Below are 19,223 nucleotides of genomic sequence, written 5' to 3' on the forward strand. Positions count from 1 at the left end.
TGCTCCCGCTGGACTGCGCAGCAGTCCTCTGCTTTTTGCAGAGGGCCTCTGCGACGATTCGACAAGCTCCCTCGCCACAGGTTTTTTGTTCACTGGGGTTTAGCGACAAATCCCCTGAACCGAATACGGTCGCTGTCCGTGCATCAACCGGCACGGTGACGCCCGCCCAATGCATCGAACTCAGGCTCGGGTGGTTTCCCGCTGGGACTTGAGTGGGTTTCGCGCAGCTTTTTGAGGAAGGCTGTGTCCGTAGGAAATGCCTGTTTTTGCAGCTTCCGCTGCTAAACCATCCCTGCAACGAAGATTTTCCTTTATGAGTTAGCTATCGGGAAAAGGGAGAAGCAATTCTGTGAGCAAAGATGAAGCGAAGGGTAAAAAGAGAAAGGTGATCGATCTTGATCGCTTCGAAGCTGTTAGAGGTAAAGCCGATATCAAATGGCGAACTGATGAATTGATGGTAGTGCTTCGAGGAGACCCCGGAATCAAATCTCGATTCCGGGGTGATTCTTCTTAGCGACTCACCTTCCAAGCATCCCCAGCCGGCGCCTTCCCATGGTCATACGGCTTGCCAATCCACATATAAGCCAGCCCCAAGCCAATCACGATCACCGTACTCAACACCATCGCATAGTTCACATACCACGCCGCATCCGGCGTACGCGGCCAGGCCATGTTGATGATTGCGCCGACGCCGTAGACCAGCGCGCCGAGGTTCACCGGCCAGCCCCAGGCGCCGAGGGTGAATTTGCCGCTGGGTTTCCAGCCTTTCATCCGCGCATACAAAGCAGCCAGTACGATCATCTGGAACGCGAGGTAGATGCCGATGGCGGCGAAGCTGACGATGGTCGCGACGGCGTCTTGCAGGAAGAAACCGAGGGCGATGATCAGCGCCGGCAGGACGCCGGAAACGAACAGTGCGGCAACCGGTACTTGAGTCGTAGGAGATATCTTTTTCAGCAGGCGGCTGCCGATGACCATTTCATCGCGAGCGTAGGAATACAGCAGACGACTCGCTGCGGCCTGTAGGCTGATGACGCAGGAGATGAAGGAAATCATCACCACGCCCATCACCACTTTCGAGCCGATCGGGCCGAAGGCGTTGTTGAGGATGGTGGTGACCGGGTCCTTGTCGGTGCCGTTGATCACCGCTTGCATGTCTGGCACGGCGAGGATCAGCGCCAGGCAGGCGAACATCGCCGCGATGCCGCCGATGTAGATGGTCATGCGCATGGCCACCGGGATTTTCGCGCTGGGGTTCGGGGTTTCTTCGGCAACGTCGCCGCAGGCCTCGAAGCCGTAGTAGAGGAACATCCCCGCCAGCGAGGCGGTGAGGAAGGCCGGCAGGTACGAGCCGTCGACGCGGATGTCGAAGGTGTTGAACAGCACGCTGATCGGCTGGTGACGCTCGAAAATCAGCAAGTACACGCCGACGATTACCGCGCCCACCAGTTCGCAGAGAAAGCCAAACATGGCAATCCGCGCCAGCACTTTGGTGCCGCTGAGGTTGACCAGGGTGGCGAACAGCGTCAGCAGCAGGGCGATGACGATGTTGGTGTTGTTGCTCGGCTCAAAACCAAGCATGGCGGCCAGATACGGGCCGGCACCGACCGCCACGGCGGCGATGGTCACGCAGAGGGCGATGGAGTAGATCCAGCCGACCATCCACGCCCATTTCTTGCCGACCAAACGGCGCGCCCAAGGGTAGACGCCGCCGGAGATCGGGAACTGCGAGACCACTTCGCCGAAGATCAGGCACACCAGCAACTGGCCGCAACCGACCAGCAAATACGCCCAGAACATCGGCGGCCCGCCAGCGGCGAGGCACAGGCCGAACAGGGTATAAACCCCTACGACCGGTGACAGATAAGTGAAGCCCAGTGCGAAGTTTTCCCACAGGCTCATGCTGCGGTTGAAGTTCGAGGTGTAGCCCAGTTTGCGCAGTTGTTCGGCATCGCTATCGACAACGGTGGCGCTGAGATCGGGTGAGGCACTCATGTGGGTATGCTCCGTGAAATCGGCAGATTTCGGATGGCCGAAGCCGTGGCGGGGCTTTGTGGGCGCCGCCCGGATCGGTGGTTATTGTTTTGGTTTCGGTAAGCCTGGTGGTGAATCGCCGACATCATCCGTGTGTCGCGGAAAAGATCGCAGCCTGCGGCAGCTCCTACAGGAGAGCGGCGTCCATCATGTAGGAGCTGCCGCAGGCTGCGATCTTTTCGCTGTCAGTGCTTGAACATCACATGCCGAACCGTGGTGTAGTCCTCCAGCCCATACATGGACATGTCCTTGCCGTAACCGGACAATTTCTGACCGCCGTGGGGCATTTCGCTGACGAGCATGAAGTGCGTATTCACCCAGGTGCAGCCGTACTGCAAACGCGCGGACAGGCGATGCGCGCGGCCGACATCCGCCGTCCACACCGAAGAGGCGAGGCCGTAGTCCGAGTCGTTGGCCCACTCCAGCGCCTGCGCTTCATCGGTGAATTTGGTCACCGACACCACCGGCCCGAACACTTCACGGCGAACGATCTCGTCGTCCTGCTGCGCATCGGCCAGCACCGTTGGTTCGAAGAAGAAACCATTGCCCTCGACCGCCTTGCCGCCGGTGATCAAACGAATGTGCGGCTGCGCCACGGCGCGCTCGACGAACCCGGCGACGCGGTCGCGATGTTGCGCCGTAATCAGCGGCCCCAGTTCAGTGGACGGATCATCCTGCAAGCCGTACTTGATGCTGCTGACCGCCGCGCCAAGCTTCTCGACAAATTTGTCGTAGATGCCTTGCTGCGCATAGATCCGGCAGGCCGCGGTGCAGTCCTGACCGGCGTTATAAAAACCAAAAGTGCGAATGCCTTCCACCGCCGCATCGATATCGGCATCGTCGAAGATGATCACCGGCGCCTTACCACCCAGTTCCATGTGCATGCGTTTGACGCTGTCGGCGGTGCTGGAAATGATGTTCGCGCCGGTGGCGATCGAGCCGGTCAGCGAGACCATGCGCACTTTCGGATGGCTGACCAGCGGACTGCCCACCGTAGGACCGCGACCGAACACCAGATTGAGTACGCCGGCCGGGAAGATTTCCGACGCCAGTTCGGCCAGACGCAACGCCGTCAGCGGGGTTTGTTCCGACGGTTTGAGCACCACGGTATTACCGGCAGCGAGGGCCGGGGCGATTTTCCAGGCGACCATCATCAGCGGGTAATTCCACGGTGCGATGGAGGCGATTACGCCGACCGGATCGCGGCGGATCATTGAGGTGTGCCCGGGCAGGTATTCGCCCGCCGCCGAGCCGCTCATGCAACGGCTGGCGCCGGCGAAGAAACGGAACACGTCAGCAATCGCCGGAATCTCGTCATTCAGTGCGGCGCTGTAGGGTTTGCCGCAGTTGGCGGATTCGAGCTTGGCCAGTTCTTCGCCATGGGCCTCGATGGCGTCGGCGAGTTTGAGCAGCAGCAGCGAGCGGTCTTTCGGTGCGGTTTGCGACCACTCGGTAAACGCGTTGTCGGCGGCACGCACCGCGGCATCGACTTGGGCTTCGCTGGCTTCGTGGATCTCTACCAACACTTCGCCGAGGGCGGGGTTGAGCACCGGCTGCGCCGGGCCTTCGCCGTTGACCAGTTGGCCGTTGATCAAGAGTCTGGTTTGCATGGGTTTGTCCTCTTCGAATCTATTATTTTTCTCTGTAGAAACCCGATCCTGTAGGAGCTGCCGAAGGCTGCGATCTTTTGATCTTGATCTTGAAAAACAACATCAAAAGATCGCAGCCTGCGGCAGCTCCTACAGGGTTCCGGTTTCTCCGGTTATTCGGTTATTTGCCGCCACTTCCCGACACGCTCTCGCCACCCCGGGTCAGGTAATACGCGCCGAGAATCGGCAGCATGGTCACCATCATCACCAGCATCGCGACGACGTTGGTCACCGGCACATCCCGCGGGCGGCTCAGTTGATTGAGCAGCCACAGCGGCAACGTGCGTTCATGCCCGGCGGTAAACGTGGTGACGATGATCTCGTCGAACGACAGCGCAAACGCCAACATGCCGCCGGCCAGCAACGCCGAGCCGAGGTTCGGCAGGATGATGTAGCGGAAGGTCTGCCAGCCATCGGCACCGAGATCCATCGAGGCCTCGATCAGGCTGTGCGAAGTGCGGCGCAGGCGGGCGATGACGTTGTTGTAGACGATCACCACGCAGAAGGTCGCGTGGCCGACGATGATGGTGAACATCCCCGGTTCGATCCCCAGCGTCTTGAACGTCGCCAGCAGGGCGATTCCGGTGATGATACCTGGCAACGCAATCGGCAGGATCAGCATCAGAGAAATACCCTGCTTGCCGAAGAACTCCCGGCGGTACAAAGCGGCTGATGCGAGCGTGCCAAGCACCATCGCAATCAACGTGGCGATAGCTGCGATCTGCAAAGAAAGCTTGATCGACTGCAGAACATCAGGCCGCGAGAACGCCACACTGAACCAGTGCAGGGTGAAGCCCTTCGGTGGAAAACTGAACGCGGCTTCCTCAGTGTTGAAGGCGTAGAGGAAGATGATCAGGATCGGGAAGTGCAAGAACACCAGCCCGCCCCAAGCGGCGATTTTCAAGCCCAAAGACGCTTTCTCAGAGTGCATCGAAGGCCCCCAGACGTTTGACGATGGACAGGTAAACCGCGATCAGCACAATCGGCACCAACGTGAACGCCGCCGCCATCGGCATGTTGCCGATCGCCCCTTGCTGCGCATACACCATGCTGCCGACGAAGTAACCCGGCGGCCCGACCAGTTGCGGCACGATGAAGTCGCCCAGAGTCAGGGAAAAAGTGAAGATCGAACCCGCGGCAATCCCCGGCACCGACAGCGGCAGAATTACTTGCATGAAGGTCTGACGCGGCGTGGCACCGAGGTCGGCGGAGGCCTGCAGCAGCGACGGCGGCAGACGCTCCAGCGACGCCTGAATCGGCAGAATCATGAACGGCAGCCAGATGTAGACGAACACCATGAACCGTCCCAGATGCGAGGTCGACAAGGTGCTGCCGCCGACGCCGGGAATCCCCAGGATGAACTGCAATACTGGCTCCAGCCCCAGCTGCTGAACGAACCATTGCGCCACGCCGCCCTTGGCCAAAAGCAGCGTCCACGCATAGGCCTTGACGATGTAACTGGCCCACATCGGCATCATTACCGCGATGTAGAAAAACGCCTTGGTCTTGCCCGTGGTGTAGCGCGCCATGTAGTAGGCGATCGGAAATGCGACGACGGCGCTGGCGATCGACACCACGATGGCCATGCTCAGCGTGCGCAGGATGATGTCGAAATTCGACGGCTGGAACAGCGCGGCAAAGTTGGCCAGCGTCAGGTCAGGTGTGACCGCCATGGTGAAGTCGTCGAAGGTGTAGAAGCCCTGCCACAACAGCACCAGCAACGAGCCCAGATAGATCGCCCCGAACCACAGCAGCGGCGGCACCAGCAACAGCGACAGGTACAGGTTCGGCTTGCGATACAGCAGGTTGGAAAACCTGCGCAACGGCGGCGCTTGAGTCAGCGCGAGCGTGCTCATCTCACACCCCGCCAGCGATGGTGTCGTGCAGCGGGATCATCGCTTCCCGCGCCCAGCGAGCGCTCAAGCGCTGACCAGTCTGGTGCTGGGCGCTGCTGTCGAGCCACTGATTGTTGGCGTGGCTGATGTTCAGGGTCTGGCCGTTTTCCAGTTTCAATTCATAACGTGTGGCGCTGCCTTGATACTGGATGTCGTGGAGCAAGCCGCTGACTTCGATCTCGTGGCTGGCCAGCGGACCTTCGGCAAAACGCACATGTTCCGGACGGATTGAAAACGGCTGCGGATGGCCGCTGAGCTGGCGCGCCAGATCGCCACGGATCACGTTCGAGGTGCCGACGAATTCGGCGACGAAGGTGGTGGTCGGTTTCATGTACAGATTGCGCGGTGTATCGACCTGTTCAATGCGACCCTTGTTGAACACGGCGACGCGGTCGGACATCGACAGTGCTTCGGTCTGGTCGTGGGTGACGAAAATGAAAGTGATGCCGAGCTGGCGTTGCAGCTTCTTCAGCTCGCTCTGCATTTGCTCGCGCAGTTTCAGGTCGAGCGCACCCAAAGGTTCGTCGAGCAGCAACACCCGCGGGCGATTGACCAGGGCGCGAGCGAGGGCCACGCGCTGGCGCTGACCACCAGACAACTGCACCGGTTTGCGCGCGCCGTAGCCGCCGAGGGCTACCATGTCCAGCGCCTCTTCGGCGCGCTTGTGGCGCTCGGATTTGTTCACGCCTTTGACCTTCAAGCCGTAGGCGACGTTGTCCAGCACGTTCATGTGCGGGAACAGTGCGTAATCCTGAAACACCGTGTTGACGTCACGTTGATACGGCGGCAACCCGGCCGCTTCGGCGCCGTGAATGCGGATCGAGCCGGCGCTCGGTTGTTCGAAACCGGCGATCAGCCGCAGGCAAGTGGTCTTGCCCGAGCCCGACGGACCCAGCATGGAAAAGAACTCGCCGTCCTCGATATCGATGGAAACCCGGTCAACGGCCTTCACCTCGCCGAACTGCCGGGAAACGTTGGTGAACTGGACTGCAAGCGTCATGGTGCGGTGCTCCGGTAAAACGGGCTTTCAAAAAAGTCGTGTGTGCGTCGAAAAGATCGCAGCCTGCGGCAGCTCCTACAGTAGGTCTGCAGGGCGCTGAAATTGCTTTTGGCTCCCTCTCCCCCAGGGGGGAGAGGGGGAAAGGGAGCTCGACCGAGGTGCTCTCGGCCCTAACGGCCGCCCATGATCGCAATGTAATCCTGGGTCCAGCGGCTATACGGCACGAACTTGCCGCCTTCGGCCTGCGGGGTTTTCCAGAAGGCGATCTTGTCGAACTGATCGAACCCGTTGGTCTTGCAGCCCTCGGCACCGAGCAGTTCGCTCTCCTTGCATGCCGCGGGCACGGCCGGCAACGAACCAAACCACGCCGCCACATCGCCCTGGACTTTCGGTTTCAGCGACCAGTCCATCCACTTGTAGGCGCAGTTCGGATGCTTGGCTTCGGCGTGCAGCATGGTGGTGTCGGCCCAGCCGGTGGCACCTTCTTTCGGAATGGTCGAAGCGATCGGCTGCTTCTCGTTGATCAGGCCGTTGACCTGATACGGCCAGGCACTGGAGGCGACCACGCCTTCGTTTTTGAAGTCGCTCATCTGCACCGTGGTGTCGTGCCAGTAGCGGTGGATCAGCGGCTGCTGCGCGCGCAACAGATCGAGCACGGCTTTGTATTGTTCTTCGGTCAGTTGATACGGATCCTTGATGCCCAGCTCCGGCTTGACGGTCTTCAGATACAACGCCGCATCGGCGATATAGATTGGCCCGTCATACGCCTGCACGCGGCCCTTGTTCGGTTTGCCATCGGGCAGATCCTGTGCGGCGAACACCACGCTCCAGCTGCCTGGCGCAGACTTGAACACGTTGGTGTTGTACATCAGCACGTTCGGGCCCCACTGATACGGGGTGCCGTAAGTCTGTTTGTTGACCACGTACCACGGTGCATCTTTCAGGCGTGGGTCGAGGGTGTTCCAGTTCGGGATCAACGCGGTGTTGATCGGTTGCACACGCTTGCCGACGATCAGGCGCAGCGAGGCATCGCCCGACGCGGTGACCAGGTCGTAACCACCCTTGGCCATCAGGCTGACCATTTCATCGGAAGTGGCGGCGGTCTTGACGTTGACCTTGCAGCCGGTTTCCTGCTCGAAACCGCTCACCCAGTCATAGGCCTTGTCGCTTTCGCCACGTTCGATGTAACCGGGCCAGGCCACGATATCCAGCTGTCCTTCGCCGGCACCGACCGCTTTCAGCGGCTCGGCGGCTTGCAGACTGGCGCTGGCCAGCAAGGCCGTGGTGATTGCACTGAGCAGTGCGGTCTTGTGCACGAACATGGGACACACCTCTTCGTTTTTTAGATTTCTGTTAAGAGTAGTCGCAAGCCGCAAGCGCCAAGCTGCAAGACACAGCGGATCTGCTTTTAACTTGCGGCATATAGCTTGCCACTCAAAGCTCCCGGCTATGCCGGGCCATGATGTGCCGCACCACGCTGTAGTCCTGCAGCGAATCGCTGGACAAGTCTTTGCCGTAACCGGAGCGTTTCAGCCCGCCGTGGGGCATTTCGCTGACCAGCATGAAATGGCTGTTGATCCAGGTGCAGCCGTACTGCAAACGCGCGGCGACCTGCATCGCCTTGTCCAGGTTCTGCGTCCACACCGACGAGGCCAGGCCGTATTCGGAGTCGTTGGCCCAATCCACCGCTTGCGCGAGCTCGTCGAAGCGGGTCACGGTCACCACCGGGCCGAACACTTCGCGCTGGACGATTTCATCGCTCTGTTTGCACCCGGCCAGCAGCGTCGGCTGATAGAAGAACCCGGCGCCGGAATGCACCGCCGCCCCGGTCACGCGCTCGATATGCGGCTGACCGAGGGCGCGCTCGACGAAACTGGCGACGCGGTCACGCTGGCGGGTGCTGATCAGCGGGCCGATCTCGTTGTCGGCGTCACGTTTACCGGCAAAACGCAGGCTGCTGACTGCCGCACCGAGTTCGGCCACCAGTTTGTCGTGGATGCCAGCCTGTGCGTAGATGCGGCACGCGGCGGTGCAGTCTTGACCGGCGTTGTAGTAACCGTAGGTGCGCACGCCGTCGACCACCGCTTGAATGTCGGCATCGTTGCAGACAATCACCGGCGCTTTGCCGCCCAGTTCCAGGTGTGTGCGTTTGAGGGTTTTCGCGGCGGCCTGCAGGATCTTCTGCCCGGTAACGATATCGCCCGTCAGCGAGACCATGCGCACTTTCGCGTGGCCGACCAGATGGCTGCCGACGCCTTCGCCACCGCCGCAGATGATGTTGATCACCCCGCGTGGAAGAATTTCGGCGAGGGCTGGCGCCAGCGCGAGGATCGACAGCGGTGTGTGTTCGGAGGGTTTGAACACCAGGGTGTTGCCGGCGGCGAGGGCCGGGGCGATTTTCCACGCGGCCATCATGATCGGGTAGTTCCATGGGGCAATCGAGGCAACCACACCAATCGGATCACGCCGGACCATGCTGGTGTAGCCCGGCAGATATTCGCCGCTGAGCTGGCCGGTCTGGCAGCGCACGGCACCGGCGAAAAAGCGGAATACATCGACCGTGGCACTCAGATCATCCTGCCGCGCCAAGTGCAGCGGCTTCCCGCAGTTCAGCGCTTCGAGGCGGGCGAGATGGTCGGCATGCTTTTCGACGGCACTGGCAATTTCCAGCAGCAGATTCGAGCGTTGCTGCGGTGTGGTCCGGGACCATTCACCGAACGCGCGGTGTGCAGCAAGGATCGCGGCCTCGACCTGCTCGGTGCTGGCCTCGGCGATGTGCGTAAGGATTTCGCCGGTAGCCGGGTTGAGAATCGGCTCGACAAAACCCTGCCCGGCGACCAGTTCGCCATCGATCAACAACGCGGTACACATCGGGGTCTGCACACCAGCCATTTTCCGCGATCTCTTTTGTTGTGTGGTCATTGCTGCTCCCGTGCCCGGGGAGCCGACCGTCTTTTCGATGGACCAAGACTAGTGCGCGGCTCCGGGGTCGACAAATTCTAAATACTGAAGGTGGCATTCGATTAAATAGATGGCTTGCGTCCGCCGTGTGGTTGCTCGCGCGCCACGGTCAGAAACGGATCGACCAGCGCCGGCCGTGCGGTGCCACGGCGCCAGGCCAGGCCCACGTCGAGGGTCTGGTTGAGGTCGGCAATCGGCCGCGCTTCGATGATGTCGCCTTCCAGTGACCAGGGGCGGTAGGTCATGTCCGGCTGGATCGACACGCCCAGTCCCGCCGCCACCAGACTGCGCACCGCTTCGGTAGAAGCCGTCCTCAAGGTGATTTTTGGATTAAGCCCGGCCCCGCGCCACAGGCGTTGGGCGTTGCGATCCATCTCGTCGACGTTCAATTGAATCAGTGGCTCGCTGGCGACGTCGGCGAGGTTGATGCTGTCGTGCTCCAGCAGCGGATGCTGGGCCGGCAGCCATAACCGATGCGGCGAATGGGTCAGCACTTCAGTTTGCAAGGCGTGGCGATCTTCGAGGTTGGACAGAATCAGCACACCGACATCAATCTCGCCGCTGACCAGCAAATGCTCGATGTACGGCCGCTCGTCCTCCATCACCCGGATTTCCACGTTGGGATAAGCACGCTGGAACCGGGTGAGCAAATCCGCCAGGTAATAACCGGCAACCAGACTGGTCACGCCGACGATCAACTGCCCGGCGACCTGATCGGTGCTCTGTTGCAGGCTGCGTTTGGCGTTTTCTACAGTCGCCAGAATCAAATGCGCCTGACGCAGGAACTGATGCCCTTGATGCGTCAGGGTCATGCCCTTGGCGTGACGGCTGAACAGGCCGACGCCGATTTCCTCTTCCAATTGCTGAATCGCCAGGGTCAGGGTCGATTGAGAAATGAACGCGGTTTGTGCGGCGGCGGAAATCGAGCCGGTCTCGGCCACCGCGATGAAGTGACGAATCTGACGCAGGGTCATCATGAAAGGGGTACCCGCTGGGCTGTTTTTATCGATTGGCCTGAGTGTATATCGGTTTTTTAGAAGGCAGTTGCAAGCGAACACCTGTGGCGCCACAGAAGCTGCGGCTAACCGGTGAGCAACATCTGGAAGCACACTCGCATGCCGGGCAGGGGCACTTTCGAACTAGGCTGAGGGCCTGATAGATCCGGATAAACCCTGTTTTGGAGGCGGAACATGAACACCCGTGGATTGCTCGATCAACTGCTCAAGTCCGGCCAGGATCTGTTGCAGAACAAGGCCGGCGGTGCGCAGAACAAATCGGCGGCTGGCGGTCTGGGCGGTTTGCTCGGCGGCGCTTCGGGCTCGGGCGCTTTGGGCGGCTTGCTCTCGGGGGCCGGCGGTGGGGCGTTGGCGGCCGGGGCGATGGGCCTGCTGCTCGGCAGCAAAAAAGCGCGCAAGGTCGGCGGCAAAGTCGCGGTCTACGGTGGCCTCGCCGCGCTCGGCGTGCTGGCCTACAAGGCTTACGGCAACTGGAACGCGCAAAAGGGCACCGCACCGCAAACCGAACCGCAGACGCTGGATCGACTGCCACCTGCGCAAGCCGAGCAGCACAGCCAGGCCATCCTCAAGGCTTTGGTCGCCGCCGCCAAGTCCGACGGCCACATCGATGACCGCGAGCGCCAGTTGATCGAGGGTGAATTCAGCAAACTCGATAACGACCAGGAACTGCAGCACTGGCTGCACGCCGAACTCAACAAGCCCCTAGACCCGGCCGACGTTGCCCGCGCTGCGAGTACCCCGGAAATGGCCGCTGAGATGTACATTGCCAGCGTGATGCTGGTGGACGAGGAAAGCTTTCTGGAGAAGGCGTATCTGGAGGAACTGGCCAAACAACTGAAGCTGGAGCCCGGATTAAAGGACGAACTGGAAAAACAGGTGCGGCTGGCAGCTCTCTAAAACTGCCCGATACCTCTGCAGGAGCTGCGGCACGCTGCGATCTTTTGATCTTTAAAGCCAACATCAAAAGATCGCAGCGTGCCGCAGCTCCTACAAGGTCGTCTGCTGGCGATAGCGTTTGTAGCGTCACAGCGCCAGCAATGACCAATCCATCGCCCCTTTTTACCGATCCATCACTGGCACGCCAGCCCCGGATTGGCGGACAGTCGCAACCCAGAGCCTTGCCGACAACCACTCCGGGCAGGCCCGGGGGTTAAAAAGCGTCTTATAAATGAAACAGCGCCCTCGGCTATACTCCCCGCATTTCGACTGACGCATGAGGAATCACTGTGAAGAACTGGACGTTGCGCCAACGCATTTTGGCGAGCTTTGCGGTGATTATCGCGATCATGTTGTTGATGGTCGTCGTCTCTTATTCACGGTTGCTGAAGATCGAAGCCAGTGAAAGCAGCGTGCGCGATGACGCGGTTCCCGGCGTTTATTACAGCTCGATGATTCGTGGGGCGTGGGTCGACAGCTATCTGCAGACCCAGGAACTGCTCGGGCTCAAGGAAGGGCAGGGCATCAGCAACGAAGATGCCGCGGACTACAAGGCGTTCGAGAACCGTCTGCAAGAACAGATGGCCAACTACCGCAACACCGTCACGACTGACGAGGACCGTGTCGAGTTCGCTGCGTTCGAGAAGGACCACGAGGTTTACATGCAGATCCAGGATCAGGTGCTGGACCTGCACAAGCGCAATCTGGAAGCCGAGGCCGTCAAGCTGTTCAGTGAGAAGCTGACGCCAGCCTGGTACGCCGGCCGCATGAAACTCAACGACATCATTGGCGAAAACAAGAAAGTCGCCGATCAGGCCATGGCCAACATCGACGAGGCGGTGGCGGCGGCCAAAGTCAGCATGTTCGTTTCGTTGCTGGTGGCGGTGCTGGCGGCCGGCGCCTGCGGCTTGCTGCTGATGCGCGCGATCATGGCACCGATGAACCGCATCGTGAAAATCCTCGACATCATGCGCACCGGCGACTTGAGCAGCCGTCTGAACCTGGAACGCAAGGACGAGTTCGGCGCGGTGGAGACTGGCTTCAACGACATGATGACCGAGCTGACCTCGCTGGTGTCCCAGGCCCAGCGTTCGTCGGTGCAGGTGACCACCTCGGTGACCGAGATCGCTGCCACCTCCAAACAGCAACAGGCCACCGCCACCGAAACCGCGGCCACCACCACCGAGATCGGCGCGACCTCGCGGGAAATCGCCGCCACCTCGCGCGATCTGGTGCGCACCATGACCGAAGTGTCCACCGCCGCCGATCAGGCCTCGGTGCTCGCCGGCTCCGGCCAGCAAGGTCTGGCACGCATGGAAGACACCATGCACTCGGTGATGGGCGCGGCCGATCTGGTCAACGCCAAACTGGCGATCCTCAACGAGAAGGCCGGCAACATCAATCAGGTGGTGGTGACCATCGTCAAGGTCGCCGACCAGACCAACCTGCTGTCGCTCAACGCCGCCATCGAGGCCGAGAAGGCCGGTGAGTACGGTCGCGGTTTTGCCGTGGTCGCCACTGAAGTACGGCGTCTGGCGGACCAGACCGCCGTTGCCACTTATGACATTGAACAAATGGTTCGCGAGATCCAGTCGGCGGTGTCGGCCGGGGTGATGGGCATGGACAAGTTCTCCGAGGAAGTGCGCCGCGGCATGGCCGAGGTGCAGCAGGTCGGCGAGCAACTGTCGCAGATCATCCATCAGGTGCAGGCGCTGGCGCCACGGGTGTTGATGGTCAATGAGGGCATGCAGGCCCAGGCCACTGGCGCCGAACAGATCAACCATGCGCTGGTGCAGTTGGGTGATGCCAGCAGCCAGACCGTCGAGTCGTTGCGTCAGGCCAGTTTTGCCATCGACGAACTGAGCCAGGTGGCCGTCGGGCTGCGCAGTGGCGTTTCGCGATTCAAAGTCTGATGAGCGAAATCACCGCCAAACGCAGCGCTGTACCGGTGGCGAAGCAGGCGTTGTTCCTGCTGTTTCGCATCGGCAACGAGCGCTACGCCTTGCGCGCCACCGAAGTGGCCGAAGTCCTGCCGCGTCTGCCGTTGAAACCGATTGCCCAGGCCCCGCACTGGGTGGCCGGAGTGTTCGCCTATCGCGGGACGGTGGTGCCGGTACTCGACCTCAGTGCCCTGACTTTTGGCCATGCCGCCGAGGCGCGCACCAGCACCCGGCTGGTGCTGGTGCATTACCGCCCGGACGAACAGCAGCCATCACACTGGCTCGGGCTGATCCTCGAGCAGGCGACCGATACCCTGCGCTGCAATCCCGACGATTTTCAGCCTTATGGCCTGGACAATCGCCAGGCGCCGTACCTCGGTCCGGTGCGCGAAGATGCCCAAGGGCTGGTGCAGTGGGTGCGGGTCAACGATTTGCTGGATGACGCCGTGCGCAGTCTGCTGTTCCCCGCGCCACTTGAGGCACAGCCATGAGCAGCGACCAGCGGTTTTTCGACTTCCTCAAGGAGCGCATCGGTCTGGATGTCAGCTCGGTGGGGCCGGCGATCATCGAGCGCGCGGTGCGTCAGCGCACCACGCTTTCGCAAGCGGCGCACAGCGACGAATACTGGCAGTTGCTGCAAGGTTCCCGAGATGAGCAGCAGGCGCTGATCGAAGCGGTGATCGTCCCCGAGACCTGGTTTTTCCGTTATCCGGAATCCTTCGCCACCCTGGGCAAACTGGCGCGCAAGCGCCTCGACGAATTGAACAACATGCGCGCGCTGCGCATCCTCAGCCTGCCGTGTTCTACCGGCGAGGAACCCTATTCGATTGCCATGGCGTTGCTTGATGCCGGGCTCAAGCCGCATCAGTTCAAGGTCGACGGCATGGACGTCAGCCCGCTGTCGGTGGACAAGGCGCGGCGCGCGCTGTACGGCAAGAACTCGTTTCGCGGTCAGGATCTGGACTTTCGCGAGCGGCATTTCACTGCGGAGCAGGACGGCCATCGCGTCAACGAAATCGTGCGTGAGCAGGTGCGCCTGCAGGTCGGCAATGTCCTCGATCCGACGTTGTGGGCCAGCGAGCCGCCGTTCGATTTTGTGTTCTGCCGCAACCTGCTGATCTATTTCGATCAGCCGACCCAGCAGCAGGTGTTTGCCGTGCTCAAACGTCTGACGCACGTTGACGGCGTGCTGTTTATCGGCCCGGCCGAGGGCAGTCTGCTCGGGCGGCTGGGCATGCGCTCGATCGGCATCCCGCAGTCGTTCGCCTTCAGCCGCCACGCTGATCCGCAGCCTGAACCGGTGGCATTGCCGACGCCCACGCCGCTAACGGTGCGCCAGTCCTTGCGCAGTCCGCCGCCCCCGGCGCCGGTGCGCCCACGGCCGTTCGCCAGCGCAGCACCGCTGCCCGTCAGCAAGCCAAGGGCCAACCCGGACGCCGCCACGTTGTTGGCCCATATTGCTGCGCTGGCCAACGAAGGCAAAAGCGTCGAGGCCCGTGCAGCGTGCGAGCAATACCTGCGCAGTCACCCGCCGGTGGCGCAGGTGTTCTACTGGCTCGGCCTGCTCAGTGACGTGGCCGGCTCGGCGCTCGAAGCCCAGAATTACTATCGCAAGGCCTTGTACCTTGAACCGCAACACCCCGAGGCGTTGATGCACTTGGCGGCGTTGTTGCAGGCCCAGGGTGACAGCGCCGGTGCCAGACGATTGCAGGAGCGCGCCGCACGCAGCGGGCGCACCGCCGACAGTGAGCGTAAACGATGATCCCGTCCGACACCTTGAACGTCACCCACGAAGACGCCCGGGCCATCGATGATTGCTGGAACCGCATCGGCATTCATGGCGACAAGTCCTGTCCGTTGCTGGCCGAGCACATTCATTGCCGCAACTGCGCGGTGTATTCCGCCGCCGCCACGCGTCTGCTCGACCGCTATGCGTTGCAGCAGGATGAACGCGACCCGGTCGCCATAGCGGTCGAAAGTGATGTCAAAACCCGCTCGCTGCTGATGTTCCGCCTCGGCGAAGAATGGCTGGGCCTGGCAACCCGCAGTCTGGTGGAGGTGGCGCCGCTGCAGGCGATTCACTCCTTGCCACACCAGCGTTCGCGGGCCTTGCTCGGTGTGGCGAACGTGCGCGGGGCGCTGGTGGCCTGCCTGTCGCTGGTCGAATTGCTTGACCTCGATGGCAACGCCGCACCGGTCAGCGGCGCGCGGGTCATGCCGCGCATGCTGATCATCGCCGCCCACGGCGGGCCGGTGGTGGTGCCGGTGGACGAGGTCGACGGCATCCATGCCATCGACGAACGCATTCTCGACGCCGCGTCGCGTGCCGGCGCGGACCACAGCAGCGCGGCCAGCGCCAAATACACCCGTGGTGTTCTGCAATTCCGCGGGCGCAGCCTGCGTTGGCTGGATGAAGAACAGTTGTTGTCCGCCGTGACCCGGAGCCTCACATGACCCCCGAGCAAATGCGCGACGCCTCGCTGCTGGAGCTGTTCAGCCTCGAAGCCGAGGCCCAGACCCAAGTGCTCAGCAGCGGGCTGCTGGCGCTGGAGCGCAATCCGACCCAGGCCGATTATCTGGAGTCGTGCATGCGCGCGGCGCACTCGCTCAAGGGCGCGGCGCGCATCGTTGGCATCGACAGCGGCGTCAGCGTCGCGCATGTGATGGAAGATTGTCTGGTCAGCGCCCAGGAAGGGCGATTGTTGCTGCGTCCGGAACACATCGATGCGCTGCTGCAAGGCACCGATCTGCTGATGCGCATTGCCACGCCGGCCAATGCTCCGCAAGCGACCGACATCGAGGCCTATGTGGCGCTGATGGGGCGCCTGCTCGACCCGTCGGCGGCGCCCCTCGTTGCGCCGCAGGTCATGGCCGAATTGCAGATGCAGGCACCGATGCCTGTTGCGCTTGATCCCTTGGCGCCAGTGCTTGATACCGCGCTGGAAACCTCTGTGCCGGTCCCGCGCAAGAACAAGCGCACCACCGAAGGTGGCGAGCGCGTGCTGCGGGTCACCGCCGAACGCCTGAACAGTCTGCTCGATCTGTCGAGCAAATCGCTGGTGGAAACCCAGCGCCTCAAGCCGCATCTGGCGACCATGCAGCGCCTCAAACGTATGCAGAACAACGGCCTGCGTGCGCTGGAAAGCCTTAACGTGCACCTCAAGGAGCACGCGTTGAGCCTCGAAGCCCAGGAAGCGCTTGAAGATGCGCGGCGTCTGCTGGCCGAGTCGCAGCAATTGCTCGCGGAGAAGAACGCTGAACTGGACGAATTCGCCTGGCAGGCCAGCCAGCGCGCACAAGTGCTTTACGACACCGCGCTGGCCTGCCGCATGCGCCCGTTCGCTGACGTGCTGACCGGTCAGGTGCGCATGGTCCGCGATCTGGGGCGCAGCCTCGGCAAACAGGTGCGGCTGGAGATCGAAGGCGAGAAGACCCAGGTCGATCGCGATGTGCTGGAAAAACTCGAAGCGCCGCTGACGCATCTGCTGCGCAACGCGGTTGACCACGGTATCGAGTCGCCGGAGCAACGCCTGCTCAAGGGCAAACCCGAGGAAGGCCTGATCCGCCTGCGCGCCTCGCACCAGGCCGGTCTGCTGGTGCTGGAGCTGAGCGATGACGGCAATGGCGTCGATCTGGAAAAGGTCCGCCGCAGCATCGTCGAGCGTCAGTTGTCGCCGGCCGAAACCGCCGCGCAGTTGAGCGAGGAAGAGTTGCTGACTTTCCTGTTTCTACCGGGCTTCAGCCTGCGCGACACGGTCACCGAAGTCTCCGGGCGCGGCGTCGGTCTCGACGCGGTGCAACACATGGTCCGGCAACTGCGCGGTGCGGTGGTCTTGGAGCAGACGGCGGGCGAGGGCAGCCGCTTTCATCTGGAGGTGCCGCTGACCCTGTCGGTGGTGCGCAGTCTGGTGGTGGAAGTCGGCGAGGAGGCCTACGCCTTTCCGTTGGCGCACATCGAACGCATGTGCGATCTGGCGCCGCAGGACATCGTGCAGATCGAGGGCCGCCAGCATTTCTGGCATGAAGGCCGGCATGTCGGGCTGGTCGCGGCCAGTCAGTTGCTGAATCGACCGGCAAGCCAGAGCAGCGGCGAGACCCTCAAAGTCGTGGTGATCCGCGAGCGCGACGCGATCTACGGGGTGGCGGTCGAGCGCTTTGTCGGCGAGCGAACGCTGGTGGTGCTGCCGCTGGATGAGCGGCTGGGCAAGGTGCAGGACATTTCCGCCGGGGCGCTGCTCGACGACGGTTCGGTGGTGCTGATCGTCGATGTCGAAGACATGCTGCGTTCGGTGGACAAATTGCTCAATACCGGGCGCCTGGAGCGCATCGCGCGGCATGGCAATCAGGCCGCCGAAGCAGCGCGCAAACGGATTCTGGTGGTCGACGATTCGCTCACCGTGCGCGAGCTGCAACGCAAGCTGCTGCTCAATCGCGGCTATGACGTGGCGGTCGCGGTGGATGGCATGGACGGCTGGAACGCCTTGCGTTCGGAGGACTTCGATTTGCTGATCACCGACATCGACATGCCGCGCATGGATGGTATCGAGCTGGTGACCCTGTTGCGCCGCGACAACCGCCTGCAATCGCTGCCGGTGATGGTGGTTTCTTACAAGGATCGTGAAGAGGATCGCCGTCGTGGACTGGACGCCGGGGCCGACTATTATTTAGCCAAGGCCAGTTTTCATGACGACGCCCTGCTTGATGCAGTGGTTGAGCTCATTGGAGGAGCGCGGGCATGAAAATCGCAATCGTCAACGACATGCCTCTGGCGGTGGAGGCGCTGCGTCGGGCGCTGGCCTTCGAGCCGGCGCATCAGGTGGTGTGGGTGGCAAACAATGGCGCCGAGGCGGTGCGACTGTGCGCCGAAAATACCCCGGATCTGATCCTGATGGACCTGATCATGCCGGTGATGGACGGCGTCGAGGCCACCCGACGGATCATGGCCGAGACCCCGTGCGCCATCGTCATCGTCACGGTCGACCGTCAGCAGAACGTGCACCGGGTGTTCGAAGCCATGGGCCATGGCGCGCTGGACGTGGTCGACACCCCGGCGCTGGGGGCCGGCGATCCCCGGGAAGCGGCGGCACCGTTGCTGCGCAAGATCCTCAATATCGGCTGGCTGATCGGCGAGAAGCCCAGCCGCACGCGGCAGGCGCCAACCCCACAGCGCAGCGGTGGTTCGTGCAAGCGGCTGGTGGCGATCGGCTCGTCTGCCGGCGGACCGGCGGCGCTGGAAGTGCTGCTCAAGGGCCTGCCGCGAAGTTTCTCGGCCGCCATCGTGCTGGTGCAGCATGTCGATCAGGTGTTCGCTGCGGGCATGGCCGAATGGTTGGCCGGTGCCAGTGGCCTCGATGTGCGTCTGGCCCGTGAAGGCGAGCCGCCGCAGGCCGGCGCGGTGTTGCTGGCCGGCACCAACCACCATATTCGTTTGTTGAAAAACGGCACGCTGGCCTACACCGCCGAGCCGGTCAACGAGATCTACCGCCCCTCGATCGACGTGTTTTTCGAAAGCGTCGCCAACCATTGGGATGGTGATGCGATCGGCGTTTTATTGACCGGGATGGGACGCGACGGTGCGCAAGGGCTTAAGCTCATGCGCCAGCAGGGTTATCTGACCATCGCGCAGGATCAGCAAAGCAGCGCGGTATATGGCATGCCCAAGGCTGCGGCGGCGATTGATGCCGCGGTAGAAATACGTCCGCTGGAAAGAATAGCGCCACGATTGCAGGAGATTTTCCCCAAATGAACAGGTCAATCGGCAATCCTGGCCCCCGCAGTACTCAGGTGACCGC

Annotated in this window: 15 protein-coding genes; 7 read left to right on the forward strand and 8 right to left on the reverse strand. The window is 61.9% G+C overall.

Features of this window, described 5'->3' with window-relative positions:
- Positions 1 to 510: 510 nt before the first annotated feature.
- The 8 genes from ACXR0M_RS04920 to ACXR0M_RS04955 all read right to left on the reverse strand — a co-directional run bounded on the left by ACXR0M_RS04920 (position 511) and on the right by ACXR0M_RS04955 (position 10,516).
- Positions 511 to 1,995: an APC family permease gene (locus tag ACXR0M_RS04920; RefSeq protein ID WP_458830446.1), complete on the reverse strand. Its 1,485-nt coding sequence runs from the start codon at positions 1,993 to 1,995 to the stop codon at positions 511 to 513.
- A gap of 224 nt (positions 1,996 to 2,219) precedes the next feature.
- Complete coding sequence (locus ACXR0M_RS04925) at positions 2,220 to 3,644, reverse strand: gamma-aminobutyraldehyde dehydrogenase (protein ID WP_458830448.1); 1,425 nt, start codon at positions 3,642 to 3,644, stop codon at positions 2,220 to 2,222.
- A gap of 160 nt (positions 3,645 to 3,804) precedes the next feature.
- A complete protein-coding gene (locus tag ACXR0M_RS04930) occupies positions 3,805 to 4,614 on the reverse strand; it encodes an ABC transporter permease (protein WP_458830450.1) in 810 nt (269 codons plus the stop codon).
- Positions 4,604 to 5,539, reverse strand: a complete 936-nt coding sequence (locus tag ACXR0M_RS04935; RefSeq protein WP_458830452.1) for an ABC transporter permease — start codon at positions 5,537 to 5,539, stop codon at positions 4,604 to 4,606. Before ACXR0M_RS04935 ends, ACXR0M_RS04930 begins: the two co-directional genes overlap by 11 nt.
- A 1-nt stretch (position 5,540) precedes the next feature.
- A complete protein-coding gene (locus tag ACXR0M_RS04940; protein ID WP_458830454.1) occupies positions 5,541 to 6,578 on the reverse strand; it encodes an ABC transporter ATP-binding protein in 1,038 nt (345 codons plus the stop codon).
- Between the two features lie 170 nt (positions 6,579 to 6,748).
- Complete coding sequence (gene ydcS, locus ACXR0M_RS04945) at positions 6,749 to 7,900, reverse strand: putative ABC transporter substrate-binding protein YdcS (protein WP_458830456.1); 1,152 nt, start codon at positions 7,898 to 7,900, stop codon at positions 6,749 to 6,751.
- Positions 7,901 to 8,012: 112 nt separating this feature from the next.
- Positions 8,013 to 9,500: a gamma-aminobutyraldehyde dehydrogenase gene (locus ACXR0M_RS04950; protein WP_458830458.1), complete on the reverse strand. Its 1,488-nt coding sequence runs from the start codon at positions 9,498 to 9,500 to the stop codon at positions 8,013 to 8,015.
- A gap of 101 nt (positions 9,501 to 9,601) precedes the next feature.
- The gene (locus tag ACXR0M_RS04955; protein WP_458830460.1) at positions 9,602 to 10,516 is read right to left on the reverse strand and encodes a LysR family transcriptional regulator; all 915 of its coding nucleotides are present in this window, start codon (positions 10,514 to 10,516) and stop codon (positions 9,602 to 9,604) included.
- Positions 10,517 to 10,729: 213 nt separating this feature from the next.
- Between ACXR0M_RS04955 and ACXR0M_RS04960 the strand changes: the two genes are divergently transcribed.
- The 7 genes from ACXR0M_RS04960 to cheB all read left to right on the forward strand — a co-directional run bounded on the left by ACXR0M_RS04960 (position 10,730) and on the right by cheB (position 19,177).
- Positions 10,730 to 11,452 (forward strand): tellurite resistance TerB family protein, encoded by a 723-nt coding sequence (locus ACXR0M_RS04960; RefSeq protein ID WP_458830462.1) that lies wholly within the window; start codon positions 10,730 to 10,732, stop codon positions 11,450 to 11,452.
- A gap of 329 nt (positions 11,453 to 11,781) precedes the next feature.
- A complete protein-coding gene (locus ACXR0M_RS04965; protein WP_458830464.1) occupies positions 11,782 to 13,404 on the forward strand; it encodes a methyl-accepting chemotaxis protein in 1,623 nt (540 codons plus the stop codon).
- The gene (locus ACXR0M_RS04970; protein ID WP_458830466.1) at positions 13,404 to 13,922 is read left to right on the forward strand and encodes a chemotaxis protein CheW; all 519 of its coding nucleotides are present in this window, start codon (positions 13,404 to 13,406) and stop codon (positions 13,920 to 13,922) included. Before ACXR0M_RS04965 ends, ACXR0M_RS04970 begins: the two co-directional genes overlap by 1 nt.
- Entirely contained in the window at positions 13,919 to 15,193 is a 1,275-nt protein-coding gene (locus ACXR0M_RS04975) for a CheR family methyltransferase (protein WP_458830468.1), read from the forward strand. The genes ACXR0M_RS04970 and ACXR0M_RS04975 overlap by 4 nt, the downstream gene beginning before the upstream one ends.
- Positions 15,190 to 15,885 carry a chemotaxis protein CheW gene (locus tag ACXR0M_RS04980; protein ID WP_458830470.1) on the forward strand — a complete coding sequence of 232 codons (696 nt, stop codon included), beginning with the start codon at positions 15,190 to 15,192 and terminating at the stop codon, positions 15,883 to 15,885. Before ACXR0M_RS04975 ends, ACXR0M_RS04980 begins: the two co-directional genes overlap by 4 nt.
- Positions 15,882 to 18,170, forward strand: coding sequence for a response regulator (locus ACXR0M_RS04985; protein WP_458830472.1), 2,289 nt, complete (start codon positions 15,882 to 15,884; stop codon positions 18,168 to 18,170). The genes ACXR0M_RS04980 and ACXR0M_RS04985 overlap by 4 nt, the downstream gene beginning before the upstream one ends.
- On the forward strand, positions 18,167 to 19,177 hold the full coding sequence (gene cheB / locus ACXR0M_RS04990; protein WP_458830473.1) for a chemotaxis-specific protein-glutamate methyltransferase CheB: 1,011 nt from the start codon (positions 18,167 to 18,169) through the stop codon (positions 19,175 to 19,177). The genes ACXR0M_RS04985 and cheB overlap by 4 nt, the downstream gene beginning before the upstream one ends.
- Positions 19,178 to 19,223 lie beyond the last annotated feature (46 nt).

It is taken from the genome of Pseudomonas sp. Eth.TT006 (assembly GCF_054456575.1).